Raw genomic sequence first — 14,219 nt, forward strand, 5'->3', positions numbered from 1 at the left:
CACCGTGGTCAAATAGATGAGTGCTCTACAGGGGGGGCGTAACAGACTGCGCCGTTGACGCCTTGGCCTATGGCCGAGGTAGAAGTTACTCATGATCGTATCTCTCGTATAGTGTGTTGGCCAACAGTCTTTGCTGCGGCTCTTTTGTTTGTTGCAAGGGAATCTTATTCTGATGAGCGAGGTTTAACTTTGGTATTGTTCACACTTTTTTAGCACTAAAATTTACCAATCAGATGCCCGTATAGTGCGGTGAGGGTATTTCACTATTATTAATGGATGGATATGCTATTTGGCTTTTTTGGCACGGATGTCATATATAGCGGTCAATATTGAATCGTGCGAATACGGGATCTCTTAGGGGAAAGCGGAAACTGTACACATTTAGAATGTAATACAGGTCTGATTTTCCTATTCATCAAGCGTGCATAACCGGGAATATTATTCATTCTTATAATCAATAGATCGAATAATGGAATTTGATGTTCTTTTGATAAATATCAAGTTTCAAGTTAGGTGTTAATAGCCATGGAAATTCATGGCAATCCGTGCGATATTTGCGATCAAATTTATTCCATAGGTGGAGTTACCCCATGTCTATTGCAGAACTGATTGAAGAGCAGAAGGAAGAGACTCGCGACATTATTGCCGCGTTGCTAGAAGATGAAAGCGATCCTGATGCACTTTACACCATTGAACATCACTTCTCAGCAGATACGTTTGAAGAGCTGGAAGGTGCGGCAGTAGAAGCATTTAAAATGGGCTTCGAAGTTCAAGAAGCAGAAGAACTAGAACTTGCTCCTGAAGACGGTGGCGGTAAAGTTGTTTGTTTCGATGCTGTTATGTCATCTGCACTGAAAGCAGAGCTTCTTGACGAGCAAGCTGAAAAATTGATCCATCTCGCTGACAAGCACAATATTGATTACGACGGTTGGGGTACTTACTTCGAATCGGGCGAAGATGACGAAGAAGAGCATGAAGACGAGGAGTAATATCCTTGGCTCTGAAGTTTGAAAAGCTGGCTTATGCCAGCTTTTTTATTACGTAAAATCCTCAATCATGGCGATAAAAAGAGGTTATCTGCACTTATAACACCTTCAACATCCTGATCTCACATGCATCATGGCCAGTGTTTCCCATTGCATGTGTGATATGTTTAAAGCCAAGCGATTCATACAAATAAATGGCTTCTTTAAGGCTGGCTGTCGTTTCAAGGTAACAGGCAGTAAAATGTTTTTGGCGAGCAAATTTTAACGCTGTCGTTGCGATACGACGGGCAAAGCCTTTACCTCTCAATTCAGGTAAAAAGTACATTTTTTGTAGCTCACAAACATTTTCTTCCCCTGACAACGGAGCAATCCCTCCCCCCCCAAGAATACGATTGTCTTTCTCTACAACCCAAAAAGCAGTGTTCTCTCCGGCATAGACCAAGCTTAAATCATCCAGTGTCGGATCAGAAACGCCATACCCTTTATCCGGTGTTAAGCCATACTCTGCTGATACGCGGCGAACGACTGCCGCCATGCTGGCATTATCTTGAGGGGTTAATAGCCTTAAGGTGTAACCTTGTTGTTGCCGACTGGCTGTAATGGCTTTGGTATAGCGATTTAAGCTGGTGGCTAATTGTGCCACCTCATCACTATCAAGCTGCTCAATAAATTGATTAACGTGCTGGTTTAGGCCTAAATTGAGCTGTTTGAGAACTTGCTGGCCTAAAGGTGTGAGTGACGAGACTTGCTTACGACGATCGTTAGAGTCGACTTTCACTTCAACATAACCAGCGTTGAGTAGGCTGGCGTTTGTTCGGCTAGCATTTGATTTATCGACTTTAAGTCGCTCTGCCATCTGGTTGATGGTAAGCGAATCTTGTTCAAGTTCGATAAGCGCATGGGCTTGTACTGGGGTAATGGCAAGATCACCACATTGGTGGTCAAGCAAGCCCAACTCGCGAACTAGCTGGCGTGATTGGGCACGTAAGGTTGAAGCATCCATCAATATCGCACTTAATTAGTTGTGTAGTGCAATTAAATTTAGTTGTTTATCGCAACCTTGTCAACGGGTGTTTCTGCAACTTCTTCTGCACATTGTTGAAGTTCATGGTGGTGGCAAGCTAAATGCTGCAGCGCTTCTTTCGCAGCATGCTGGGCGCTTTTCTGTTGCCAGACGCGCTCATGAAAGTAATAAGCTACGGTATTAATACAAGGCTCAATCATTGCCATGATGCTGCCAATGAAGATATCACCAGTTAGCAAGTACACGACGGTAAAGGCAACGCTGAAATGCACTACGGCAAAGCTAATAGTTTTGCGACCTGGGTTGTTAAATTGTGAACGAAGTAGCCGTTTGCTTTGCCACGCTTTTTCATGGAAATAGAAAGCTACGGTGTTGACCATCGGCTCAATCATTGCAATCAAGCTACCAATAAGCATGTCACCTGTTAGTAGGTAGGCGACGGTAAAAGCAACAGTAAAATGAATGATAGCGAAGCTGATAGTCTTTTTCATAAATGGTCTCCCTAGTTGATGACTTTATATTAATGATAATAATTATCATTTGCAACTGTTGTGGCCAATCAATGTGATAGCTAGGGCTTATTGATAAGCGAAACAGAGCTGCATAATCATCTATTTGGGCGTGTAGGTAAGAGAGGGGATATTGATGGTGAAACAACGAATATAAAAAAAGCTGGCGAAGGTTCGCCAGCTTTTTTAAGCAAGGGTGAAGCTAAAAATTACAGTGCCGCGATCGTTACTTTCTGTGCTTCCAGTTTCACTAAGGTGTCTTGGTAGCCAGTCAGTTTTTCACGTTCTTTTTCGATAACAGCTTCCGGTGCTTTAGCAACGAAACCTTCGTTACCTAGCTTTCCTTCGATGCGTTTGATCTCACCTTGGATTTTAGCGACTTCTTTATCTAAACGTGCAAGCTCTGCATCTTTGTTGATTAGACCCGCCATAGGGATCATCAGTTCAGATTTACCTACTAGTGCCGTAGCACAAGCTGGTGTTGTTTCGCCATCAGCCAAGACTTTGATGCTATCCAGTTTAGCCAGAGAGATCAGAACGATTTCGTTAGCTTGGATACGAGCTGCATCGTTTTCGTCTGCCACTTTCAGCATTACATCCAAGCCTTTGCTTGGTGCGATGTCGTATTCGGCACGTAGGTTACGGATGCTTGAGATAAAGGCTTTCACCCATTCAAGATCAGCCACAACGTCAGCATTGAAGTTTGCTTCATCAAACTGAGGTAAAGCCTGAGTCATGATGGTTTCACCTTCGACACCGTTAACCAACGGCTTAACGCTCTGCCAGATAGACTCGGTGATGTAAGGCAGTACTGGGTGAGCAAGACGTAATGTCTTTTCTAGTACGGTGATCAGAGTATGGCGTGTTGCACGCTGCTGAGCTTCTGTACCTTTCCACAGAACCGGTTTCGTTAGCTCTAGGTACCAGTCACAGAATTGGTTCCAGATAAACTCGTAAATTGTACCAGCCGCCATATCTAGGCGGAAGTTATCGATATGCGTGTTGAAATCTTTAGCCGCAAGCTCAAATTGAGATTCGATCCACTTGTCTGCCAGTGAGAATTCCATCTCACCGCCAGCCATGCCACAGTCTTGATCTTCTGTGTTCATCAGTACGTAACGGCTTGCGTTCCATAACTTATTACAGAAGTTACGGTAACCTTCAAGGCGTTTCATGTCCCAGTTGATATCACGACCCGTTGATGCCATTGCCGCTAGCGTAAAGCGTAATGCGTCAGTACCGTAGGCTTCAATACCACCTTCGAATGTCTTACGAGTTTGCTTTTCGATCTTAGCAGCAAGCTTTGGCTGCATCATGTTGCCACAGCGCTTTTCTACAAGATCTTCTAGGCCAATACCGTCAATCATGTCGATTGGGTCAAGAACATTACCTTTCGACTTAGACATCTTGTCGCCGTTTTCATCACGGATCAAACCCGTTACGTAAACAGTCTTGAATGGTACTTGTGGCTTGCCGTTTTCATCTTTACAGAAGTACATGGTCATCATGATCATGCGGGCAACCCAGAAGAAGATGATGTCAAAACCAGTTACCAGTACATCTGACGGGTGGAAGGTTTTTAGGTCTTCAGTTTGCTCAGGCCAGCCTTGGGTACCGAATGTCCACAATGCAGAAGAGAACCATGTATCAAGTACATCATCGTCTTGGCGTAGAACAACTACCGGGGCTAGGTTGTTGTTAGCACGTACTTCTTCTTCTGTACGGCCGACATAGACTTTACCGTCGTTGTCGTACCAAGCTGGGATACGGTGACCCCACCAAAGCTGGCGAGAGATACACCAATCTTGAATATCACGCATCCAAGAGAAGTACATGTTTTCGTATTGCTTAGGAACGAATTGGATTTCACCGTCTTCAACAGCTTTTGTTGCTGTTTCGGCTAGCGGTGCAGCACGTACGTACCACTGGTCAGTTAGCATTGGTTCGATAACCACGCCACCACGGTCGCCGTAAGGTACGGTTAGATCGTGATCTTTAATTTCTTCTAGTAGACCTAGCTCATCCAGTTCAGCAACAACCGCTTTACGGGCAGCGAAACGCTCCATGCCGTGGTATTTTTCTGGTAGCTCTGTGCTGTATGCATCGCTTGCTTCACCATTTGTAGTGAAGACTTCAGCCGCATCACGAATGTCTGCGTTGAAGGTTAGGATATTGATCATCGGTAGGCTGTGACGCTTGCCTACTTCGTAGTCGTTGAAATCGTGCGCAGGGGTGATTTTTACACAACCAGTGCCTTTTTCCATATCAGCGTGCTCATCGCCCACGATAGGGATGCGACGGCCAACGATTGGTAGCAGGATTTCTTTACCGATCAGATCTTTGTAGCGTGGATCTTCTGGGTTTACTGCAACACCAGTATCACCCAGCATGGTTTCTGGACGTGTCGTTGCAACAACGATGTAGTCTTTACCGTCTGCTGTTTTTACGCCATCCGCAAGCGGGTAGCGGAAATGCCACATAAAGCCTTTCTTGTCTTTATTTTCAACTTCTAGATCTGAAATGGCTGTGTGTAGTTTTGGATCCCAGTTCACGAGGCGCTTACCACGGTAAATTAGGTCGTCTTCGAATAAACGAACAAAGACTTCTTGCACGGCATTCGACAGGCCGTCGTCCATTGTAAAGCGTTCACGCTCCCAATCGACTGATGCACCTAGGCGGCGAAGCTGTTGAGTGATATTACCACCCGACTCTGCTTTCCATTCCCAGATTTTGTCGATGAACGCATCACGACCGTAGTCATGCTTAGTTTTGCCTTCTTCGGCTGCGATCTTACGCTCCACAACCATCTGGGTCGCGATACCTGCGTGGTCAGTACCGACTTGCCATAGGGTGTTTTTACCTTTCATTCGCTCACAACGGATCAGGGTATCCATGATGGTATCCTGAAATGCGTGGCCCATGTGTAGGCTACCTGTGACGTTTGGCGGTGGGATCATGATGCTGTAAGCATCTTTTGATGTATCACCGTGAGGCTTGAAGTAACCAGCCTCTTCCCAGCGCTGATATAGCGCCTGTTCAATTGATTGTGGGTTGTATGTCTTTTCCATAGCGCTCTTAGAAGGATCTATGTGGAATTAGGGCGTCTCAGGGGCAGTGGCTGTTTGTAGCTGGATACCAGCTTGACGATACGCTTTATAGCGTTCGCGTGCCAATTGCTTGAGCTTTTCGTCGCAAGGGACGAAGTCTACCACTTGTGAGAAGGTTACGGCAAAATTTGCTGCATCTTGCGCCAAATTAATCAAAACACCACGGCGGCCGCTGTGCCGGCGACCCGGCCAACCAATCTCAACGGGAGATCCCCCTCGAGGGCCCTCTCCAATGAGGTTGTGTGGTACAAAGTTATCTGGCTCTTGTTGCCATAAATACTCATCTATTTGTTCTGCTTGGCTTTTACTTTCAGCTTGCAGGTAGACTTTGTGGCCTTGCTTGTAACTCATGACCGCATAATGGCAAGCAAAATGCAGCTGATAGTCACTATCAACGGCAAGATGCTTTTCATCGACTATATAAAAGGTAGCATGGGTCATCAGGAATACTCTATAAAACAAGAGGGCCATTTGGCCCTCTTGATGTCGTTATTATTCGACGTTTTCTAGGCCAGATCGATTTAGCAAAAATTGGACAAGCAATGGGACAGGGCGTCCTGTTGCTCCTTTTGCCTTGCCGCCGACCCAAGCAGTACCGGCGATATCTAAGTGCGCCCAGTTGTACTTCTTAGTGAAACGAGACAAGAAACAACCCGCCGTGATGGTGCCTGCACCCGGAGAGCCAAGATTTGCCATATCAGCAAATGGGCTTGCGAGTTGCTCTTGGTACTCGTCTGCCATTGGTAGACGCCATGCACGGTCACCGGCTTGCTCTGATGCATTGATCAACTCATGGGCCAACGGGTTGTGATTCGATAATAGGCCACTGATGTGATTACCCAGAGCCACAACACAAGCTCCCGTTAGTGTTGCGACATCCACCACGCATTCAGGTTCAAAACGCTCTACATACGTGAGTGCATCACACAGTACCAAGCGGCCTTCAGCGTCGGTATTCAATACTTCAACTGTCTGGCCCGACATGGTTGTTAAGATGTCACCCGGACGGTATGCATTGCCACCAGGCATATTTTCACAACCTGCTAAAATACCCACCACGTTAATCGGTAAGTTTAGTTTAGCGAGTGACTTCATCGCACCAAACACTGTGGCAGCACCACACATGTCGTATTTCATCTCATCCATTTGAGCGGACGGCTTAATTGAAATACCACCTGAGTCAAACGTTAGGCCTTTACCAATGAGTACGATAGGCTTGGCGTTAGAGTCTGGATTGCCTTTGTATTCGATCACCGACATCATGGCTTCGTTTTTCGACCCTTGACCGACCGCAAGGTACGATGTCATGCCGAGCTCTTTCATTTCTTGCTCGCCAATGATCTTCGTGCTAACTGTATCAAAGTCGTCAGCTAAGCGGCGAGCTTGTGACGCAAGGTAAGCAGGGTTTGCCACGTTTGGAGGCATATTACCGAGGTCTTTACCTGCTTTTACGCCTGAGGCAACAGCTAGGCCATGTGAAATTGCACGCTCACCTAAAGAAAGCTCACGGCGAGTGGGTACATTAAATACTAACTTTCGAAGAGGTCGACGCGTCTCTGGTTTGCTACTCTTGAATTGGTCGAAGGTATAAAGGCTGTCTTTGGTCGTTTCGACAGCTTGACGAACTTTCCAATAAGTATCGCGACCTTTAACATGCAGTTCAGTTAAGAAACACACTGCTTCCATTGAACCCGTTTCATTAAGGGTGCTGATGGTTTTTTTGATAATCTGCTTGTACTGGCGTTCATCAAGCTCGCGTTCTTTACCACAACCAACCAGTAGCACACGCTCTGATAATACATTTGGTACGTGGTGAAGTAACAGCATTTGGCCCGGTTTACCTTCAAGGTCACCGCGGCGTAGTAGTGAGCTAATATAGCCGTCGCTGATTTTGTCGAGTTGCTCGGCAATTGGAGAAAGGCGACGTGGTTCAAAGACTCCGACGACAATACAGGCACTGCGTTGTTTTTCGGGGCTGCCACTTTTTACACTGAACTCCATGCGTACTCCTACATCCTATTAAAGACAATTAAAGCTAAATGTTAGATAATACCGCACTTACTTGCTGGACCGTAGATTCGGTATAGGATTAAAGTACAGGTTAACAATTAACCGAAAGATTAAAAAATAACTAATTAACCGAAAAATTATAGTGATTCCGATAAAAAAACAAGTTTTCTATGGGTAAATAAAGCGTGATTATTGTTAGGTATTTGACGCGAGAGACATTAAAGAGCCAATTTGCGGTGCTTTTTGTTCTCTTTCTTGTCTTTATTAGTCAAAAGTTTATTCGCATTCTAGCAGATGCTACCGAAGGCTCGATCCCCAGTGATCTCATTGTGACGCTGCTAGGACTGTACATGCCGTCAATGGCATTGCTGATGCTGCCTTTGAGTTTATATATCGGTATTTTACTGACGTTCGGGCGATTGTACGCTGAAAGTGAAATTACCGTTATGAATGCAACGGGGATCGGGAACAAGTTTCTGATCCAAGCGGCTTTGTGGTTGGCAATTATTACTGGGGGGATCGCTGCGTTTAATGCGCTATGGCTCGCGCCATGGACAGTGGCAAAAACTGAGCAGCTGATGGAGCAAGTTAAAGCGGACTCAGGTTTAGAGTTGTTGGTTAAGGGGCAATTTAGGGAGTCGCCTGACGGTAAAGCGGTTGTCTTTGTCAATGATATTACCGATGGTGGTAGCCGTTTGGACAAGGTATTTGTTGCTCAATTGGAGGCCCGAGATACCCTGCGTCCTAGTGTGCTTGTTTCTGACCGAGGGTATGTCAGCGAGCTGAATGATGGTCGTCAAGTGCTCGATTTAAAAGAGGGCACACGCTACGAAGGTATTCCAACGCGGTTGGATTACTCCATCACCGACTTTGATGATTACCAGGCATTGATAGGGCAACGTGCGGTACGTGAGGCTAAACGAGACTGGGATGCGTTACCGACATTCGAGTTAATGCAGCGGCCCGAGTTGGCGGCAAAAGCTGAATTCCAGTGGCGAATGTCTCTTGTTATTGCGATACCGTTATTGACCATGGTCGTTGTACCGTTGTCAGCGGTGAACCCACGGCAAGGACGTTTTGCTAAATTGGTACCAGCTGTTCTCCTGTACCTCACTTACTTTCTGGCAATCAGCGCCGCGAAGTCAGCGGTTGAAGATGGTAGTTTGTCATCAGGCGTCGGCCTGTGGGCAATCAATGTGGTAATGCTCATTATTGCTATCGCGTTAAATACATGGGATACCCTTCCGGTAAGGGTCTTTAGAGATAAGTTTCGGAGACGCGGTTAATGTTTAAAATTCTGGATTTATACATTGGCCGAACGATTATCTCGACATCGGCGTTAACGCTATCAACCTTGGTTGGCCTTTCTGCCATCATTAAGTATGTAGAGCAATTACGAAAGGTTGGTGAAGGGACATTCGACCTCTGGAAAGCATTAATTTATGTCTTACTGAGCATGCCCCGTGATATCGAAATGTTTTTTCCTATGGCGGTATTACTCGGTGCATTGATCGGGCTGGGTATGCTGGCATCCAGTTCTGAGCTGGTGGTTATGCAGGCCGCAGGCTTTTCAAAGCTTGATATTGGTTTATCCGTTTTAAAAACGGCAGTGCCATTAATGTTAATGATCACTTTGCTAGGACAGTGGGGTGCCCCAGAAGCTCAAAAAGCCGCTCGCGAATTACGTGCGTTATGGACATCTGGCGGCAATATGTTGTCAGTCCAACGAGGGGTATGGGCAAAAGATAATAATGATTTTATTTATATCGCGCGGGTGCATGAGCAAAAAGAACTTTATGGCATCAATATTTGGACTTTTGATGATAAAGAAACCTTAACCCAATCGACTTTTGCTGAGTCAGCCATTCATGATGAACAGCAAGGTTGGTTGCTACAAGATGTTACTGTCACAACGATTGGTGAATCACAGCAAAGTAATGAAATCATGTCAGTGAAGCCTTGGCAGACAACATTGTCGCCAGATAAATTAGCGGTGGTAACAGTAAAGCCTGAAGAGCTAGCGTTGTCAGGGGTGTATGATTACGTAACCTATTTGAAAGACTCGAAACAAGATGCATCTCGCTATGAGTTGGCGTTTTGGCGTAAAGCCTTACAACCCGTGTCTATTGCGGTGATGATGTTACTCGCCTTGTCATTTGTTTTTGGTCCATTGCGATCTGTGACGATGGGGGCTAGGGTCTTATCTGGCGTGATTTTCGGTTTTACATTCTATATTTCAAATGAAGTATTTGGCCCAATGAGTATCGTCTATCGCCTCCATCCCATAATAGGGGCGCTGGGGCCAAGTTTGGTCTTTTTATTGCTCACGATTTATTTGCTGCGGCGCAAGCTATAGGGCAAAGATCTAAAAAGGAGTCGAAAGACTCCTTTTTTGTATTTTGAATATGAACACTGAAGGGGTTAGTTAACCTTTGGCAACTGTACCATTTCACATTCTGCCATAATATCTTGGAAAGATTGTTTGGTCTGGCTGAAAGGAACGATTAAGTTACCAAGGCCGAAAGCCGATGTACCTAAGCGAATGAGCGCCTGCGTAATTCGAATGTTCGAACCATCTTTGTTCTGAATACGCAGTTTCCATGCCCTCATGCCTAATGTTTGTCCGGCTTTACACCAGAAGAATGCAAAGAAACCAATAATCGCCAAAGCAAGGTAGGCAGTATAAAGTAAGCCAACAACTGGGTGCTGCGTCATATAGGCACTAACATCTTCATAGCCAGTAATATCCAACGCCCCGATGCTGAGCAATAGAGCTGCAACCCCCATGGCCGCGCCGCCCGCCAGCATGAGTACTGCTGCAACAACTAATGTGTCGTAAACCCAAGCAGCGATACGACGAAATAAGCTCGGGTATTGTTTTTCTGTTTTAACGTCCTGTTGTTTTTTCTTTTTCACTTTCTGTCCAATGCGTTGTTAGTCAAAATTGCGCTAGCAGTGTAGCAACTAACATTGAATCGGTGAATTGCCTTTATCTCGAAAATGGGATGTGGAAGAAGATGTAAGAGAGCTATGGTTATAGCCAGTTGCTAACACGGCAATTATGTCTGATGTTAAATGGCAGGAGAAAGTAATGGCTAATAATGGTGGTAATACGACGAACTGGCCTGAGCTCGCGGGTGCGCTCTATGATAAATTAACAGAGCGCCATGCCGAGCTGACTTATGAGCTTGATCATGTAGAGATTAGTGTACCCAGCGGCGCTGGTGATAAACCTGCACATTCCGTATGGAAAATCAACGGCTCAATCAGTATTCGTGGCCGGAACCTTGATTGACTATGTTAGAGTGTCATGGTGATCTCTCCATTGAGGTGGGTGGTTGTTCTGCCCACATTACAGTTCAAGATCAGCAGTTTATTATCGATATGTCTGACTCAATGATGTTGTGTCAGTTTTTGGTCTTGTATCGACAGCTGCCGAATTTGAAATGGCGCTCGCAATGTTACATACCAAAAGGCTATCAATTGGTCTTCACTGTTAGCTCGCTTGCTACCATTGTCGTAACACCACGGCGGGGCTGGTTATCGAAGCCATTCCCTCTCAAGCTGTCAATTTCTAATAAATGTTATTGGCTAAAAGTGGTGCCATACCTATTTATTTATCAATTCAAACGACTATCCTAACCTGAAGTGTGAATTAAGCCTCCATCGCTCCTCTGTTTATATGGTTCTTGGTTAAAATTAGACCAAACAATATAAAGGCATGGCTTATTGTGTCACTATTGCTTGCACTGAAAAAATAGATACGTAGAATGAAAAGCCTGCCCGAGTGGTGAAATTGGTATACACGACGGATTCAAAATCCGTTGCTTTCGAGCGTGACGGTTCAAGTCCGTCCTCGGGCACCATATTCACAAACAAGCCCTGACGAAAGTCGGGGCTTTTTTGTTTCTGAACCTTAAAGAAAGGCTTGGTAGTATTTTAACTAAACGAATTGGCTGGTGATTAATCGGTTGTCTGTTTTTCTCATTTTTAGCGAAGAAAAACAGTTGTGTATCAAGTTGGTATCCGTATAATGAGCCCATCTGCCCGAGTGGTGAAATTGGTATACACGACGGATTCAAAATCCGTTGCTTTCGAGCGTGACGGTTCAAGTCCGTCCTCGGGCACCATATTCACAAACAAGCCCTGACGAAAGTCGGGGCTTTTTTGTATCTAACGTGAAAATCTTTTACTACCCTTTATCTTTGCCTTTCCATGTGGCGATTTTGAGTGGAAAGAATTGAGGTAGACCTCATCAATTTTAAATGTCTCGGTATAGTATGTTGCAAGCTCAACTCATTACGGGAACACGGGTTTGCCACAACTGAAAATTGCTAGTCGAAGTTCAACGATTATTGAACAAGTTAAACATCATATTAGGCAGAAAGGTTGGCTGCCAGGTGAGCGGATCCCGTCGATTCGAAAGATGTGCAGTACTGCATCAGTCAGTCCTGCTACGGTATATAAAGCCTATGAGCAGTTAGAAATAGAAGGCTGGATATATGCAAAACCACAAAGTGGTTATTATGTCGCAGCGCATTTTAATCAGTTAACGCCTTCACCATCACGCCCCCTGATACAAGTTTCTAATCAAGCGATATCAATTAATCGGCATGTTTTCGAAGTACTAAGCGCAATTAAAAAACCTGATGTAATCCCGTTTGGCTCGGCTTTTCCTGACCCCAGTTTGTTCCCTATTCCATCGCTAGGCCGGCTGCTTAGCCGTACTATTAAAACCATGCCAATTAATAGCGGGATTACAGACTTACCTCCAGGATGTTTGGAACTTCGTCGAGTAATTGCACAGCGGTATATCAATGAAGGTATGACCGTTTGTGCTGACGATATCGTAATAACCTCTGGTGCGACCGAAGCTCTAGGGTTGAGTTTGGCTGCTTTAACAAAGCCAGGTGATACTATCGCTGTTGAATCTCCCGTCTTTTATGGTGCACTTCAAGCAATAGAACGGCTTCACCTCAATGTTATCGAGATCCCCTCTTCTATATGCTCAGGTATTGATATTGATGCGCTGACTATTGCTCTTGAACAACAGAGCATCAAGGCATGTTGGTTAATGAGTCATTTTCAGAATCCAACAGGGGCTAGTCTTAATGTTGAAAAGCAGCAAGCTTTATATGAACTGTTAGCGGGGCAAGGGATCCCAATCATTGAAGATGATGTTTATGGCGAACTTTATTTTGGGCAGAAAAAGCCTGCCGCAATGAAGGCTATCGACACAAAGGGATTAGTTCTGCATTGTTCATCATTTTCAAAGTGTCTAGCTCCAGGGTTTCGGGTTGGTTGGGTAATTGCTGGTCGCTACAATAAGCAAATAGAAGAACTACAATTTATGTCGACGCTGTCTGTTGCAACACCGAACCAGCAGGTGCTAGCCCACTATGTGAGAAATGGTGGGTATGAGCACCATTTAAGGCAGCTTCGACGAATACTTGCGCATCGTTTATATAGAATAAAAGAAGCAATAGAGGCTTTTTTTCCTGAAGGAACTAGCATTACGTCACCCAAGGGCGGTTATTTCCTTTGGGTAACTCTACCTTTTGCTATTGATACTTCAGAGTTGCTATTTGAACTACTGGAAAAGCATCAAATTAGTATTGCACCTGGTACGTTATTTTCAGCGCAAAGCCAGTATAAACATTGTATGCGCATAAATGGCAGTTACCCTTTTGATGATAATAGTGAAAAAGCCTTAAGGGTTATTGCCAATTTGCTCAGGCAGTATCAGTCGGCACCACAGTAACTGTTTTCAGCCTTTTTACCTCAACTGTTCTACCTTACTTTTTTTATTGCATGGTTTACTTCTCTATAGCGACATAATTTTGATATAGAGGGGAGTGATGCGTGATGAGTACGAGAAGGAAAACGAAAGCCGAGGTGAAGTTGGTATTAATGGCTATAGGCTGCGCATTATTAATAGTATTCGGTCACGTCATACTTGCAAAAGAACTCGTCAATCAGATATGGACTGAATATACCGCTGCAGCGATCCCATTCATTTTGTTTGGGGTAGGTGCATGGGCTATCCGGTATGCCACGAGATTGAATGAACTCGATAATCATTAAGCCTTAATAATACTTAAAGGAGCTTGTGCTAGTTGCTTATATGAACGCTACGAGACTGTTGTGTTCAACTATTGAGCGGTCGTGCTGTTTTGGTGAAATAATTACATTATTGCTATTGCCAATGCGATCGAACTCTCTATAATGCGACCTCACTGACACGGAGAGCGGCAACTTAAGCCACTAACCAGTCAGTTTGTTCTTTAACAATTTGACCATGCAATCTGTGTGGGCACTCGTGAAAAAGTTAAGTCAAAAGATTTATCAATGAACTGAGTGACCAATACAAGATAATGAAAATTATTTTGGCACAGTCAATTCGAATGTCATGACTAGCTTCTAGTTATTGATGTTCAATCAGTATTCGTTGAGCCGGTCGAGAGACCACAAAAATTCTAATTGAAGAGTTTGATCATGGCTCAGATTGAACGCTGGCGGCAGGCCTAACACATGCAAGTCGAGCGGCAGCGACAACAACAATCCTTCGGGGGCGTTGTTGGGC

General features: G+C 44.8%; 13 protein-coding genes and 2 tRNA genes. 9 read left to right on the forward strand and 6 right to left on the reverse strand.

The genetic code is table 11. The annotated features are described in order from the left end of the window. The first annotated feature begins 590 nt into the window (after positions 1–590). Positions 591–989 carry a ribonuclease E inhibitor RraB gene (rraB, locus tag L4D78_RS12630; RefSeq protein WP_428460718.1) on the forward strand — a complete coding sequence of 133 codons (399 nt, stop codon included), beginning with the start codon at positions 591–593 and terminating at the stop codon, positions 987–989. 94 nt (positions 990–1,083) lie between these two features. Here rraB and L4D78_RS12635 read toward each other — a convergent pair whose 3' ends face one another. The 5 genes from L4D78_RS12635 to pepA form a co-directional block, all read right to left on the reverse strand. Then, complete coding sequence (locus tag L4D78_RS12635) at positions 1,084–1,989, reverse strand: bifunctional helix-turn-helix transcriptional regulator/GNAT family N-acetyltransferase (RefSeq protein ID WP_428467250.1); 906 nt, start codon at positions 1,987–1,989, stop codon at positions 1,084–1,086. 38 nt (positions 1,990–2,027) lie between these two features. Further along, the gene (locus tag L4D78_RS12640; protein ID WP_428467251.1) at positions 2,028–2,501 is read right to left on the reverse strand and encodes a DUF2061 domain-containing protein; all 474 of its coding nucleotides are present in this window, start codon (positions 2,499–2,501) and stop codon (positions 2,028–2,030) included. Positions 2,502–2,728: 227 nt separating this feature from the next. Beyond that, positions 2,729–5,587, reverse strand: a complete 2,859-nt coding sequence (locus L4D78_RS12645) for a valine--tRNA ligase (protein ID WP_428467252.1) — start codon at positions 5,585–5,587, stop codon at positions 2,729–2,731. 27 nt (positions 5,588–5,614) lie between these two features. After that, the gene (locus tag L4D78_RS12650; protein ID WP_428467253.1) at positions 5,615–6,067 is read right to left on the reverse strand and encodes a DNA polymerase III subunit chi; all 453 of its coding nucleotides are present in this window, start codon (positions 6,065–6,067) and stop codon (positions 5,615–5,617) included. 51 nt (positions 6,068–6,118) lie between these two features. Next, the gene (gene pepA, locus L4D78_RS12655) at positions 6,119–7,627 is read right to left on the reverse strand and encodes a leucyl aminopeptidase (RefSeq protein WP_428467254.1); all 1,509 of its coding nucleotides are present in this window, start codon (positions 7,625–7,627) and stop codon (positions 6,119–6,121) included. Positions 7,628–7,821: 194 nt separating this feature from the next. Between pepA and lptF the strand changes: the two genes are divergently transcribed. Together lptF and lptG are read left to right on the forward strand one after the other, a co-directional pair. Next, positions 7,822–8,922: an LPS export ABC transporter permease LptF gene (gene lptF, locus L4D78_RS12660; protein WP_428467255.1), complete on the forward strand. Its 1,101-nt coding sequence runs from the start codon at positions 7,822–7,824 to the stop codon at positions 8,920–8,922. Then, on the forward strand, positions 8,922–9,992 hold the full coding sequence (gene lptG, locus L4D78_RS12665) for an LPS export ABC transporter permease LptG (protein WP_428467256.1): 1,071 nt from the start codon (positions 8,922–8,924) through the stop codon (positions 9,990–9,992). Before lptF ends, lptG begins: the two co-directional genes overlap by 1 nt. A 65-nt stretch (positions 9,993–10,057) precedes the next feature. Here lptG and L4D78_RS12670 read toward each other — a convergent pair whose 3' ends face one another. After that, complete coding sequence (locus tag L4D78_RS12670) at positions 10,058–10,552, reverse strand: RDD family protein (protein ID WP_428467257.1); 495 nt, start codon at positions 10,550–10,552, stop codon at positions 10,058–10,060. A 175-nt stretch (positions 10,553–10,727) separates the two neighbouring features. On the opposite strand from L4D78_RS12670, the gene L4D78_RS12675 reads away from it, so the two are divergent. The 6 genes from L4D78_RS12675 (at position 10,728) to L4D78_RS12700 (ending at position 13,720) form a co-directional block, all read left to right on the forward strand. Further along, on the forward strand, positions 10,728–10,931 hold the full coding sequence (locus L4D78_RS12675) for a hypothetical protein (RefSeq protein ID WP_428467258.1): 204 nt from the start codon (positions 10,728–10,730) through the stop codon (positions 10,929–10,931). Continuing rightward, a complete protein-coding gene (locus L4D78_RS12680) occupies positions 10,928–11,278 on the forward strand; it encodes a hypothetical protein (protein ID WP_428467259.1) in 351 nt (116 codons plus the stop codon). The genes L4D78_RS12675 and L4D78_RS12680 overlap by 4 nt, the downstream gene beginning before the upstream one ends. A 139-nt stretch (positions 11,279–11,417) precedes the next feature. Further along, positions 11,418–11,502: transfer RNA gene (locus tag L4D78_RS12685), tRNA-Leu, on the forward strand. Positions 11,503–11,681: 179 nt separating this feature from the next. Further along, positions 11,682–11,766, forward strand: a tRNA-Leu gene (locus L4D78_RS12690). A gap of 185 nt (positions 11,767–11,951) precedes the next feature. After that, the gene (locus tag L4D78_RS12695; protein ID WP_428467260.1) at positions 11,952–13,397 is read left to right on the forward strand and encodes an aminotransferase-like domain-containing protein; all 1,446 of its coding nucleotides are present in this window, start codon (positions 11,952–11,954) and stop codon (positions 13,395–13,397) included. A gap of 104 nt (positions 13,398–13,501) precedes the next feature. Further along, on the forward strand, positions 13,502–13,720 hold the full coding sequence (locus tag L4D78_RS12700; RefSeq protein WP_428467261.1) for a hypothetical protein: 219 nt from the start codon (positions 13,502–13,504) through the stop codon (positions 13,718–13,720). Positions 13,721–14,219 lie beyond the last annotated feature (499 nt).

Source organism: Photobacterium minamisatsumaniensis, from assembly GCF_050336695.1.
Lineage (GTDB): Bacteria > Pseudomonadota > Gammaproteobacteria > Enterobacterales > Vibrionaceae > Photobacterium > Photobacterium minamisatsumaniensis.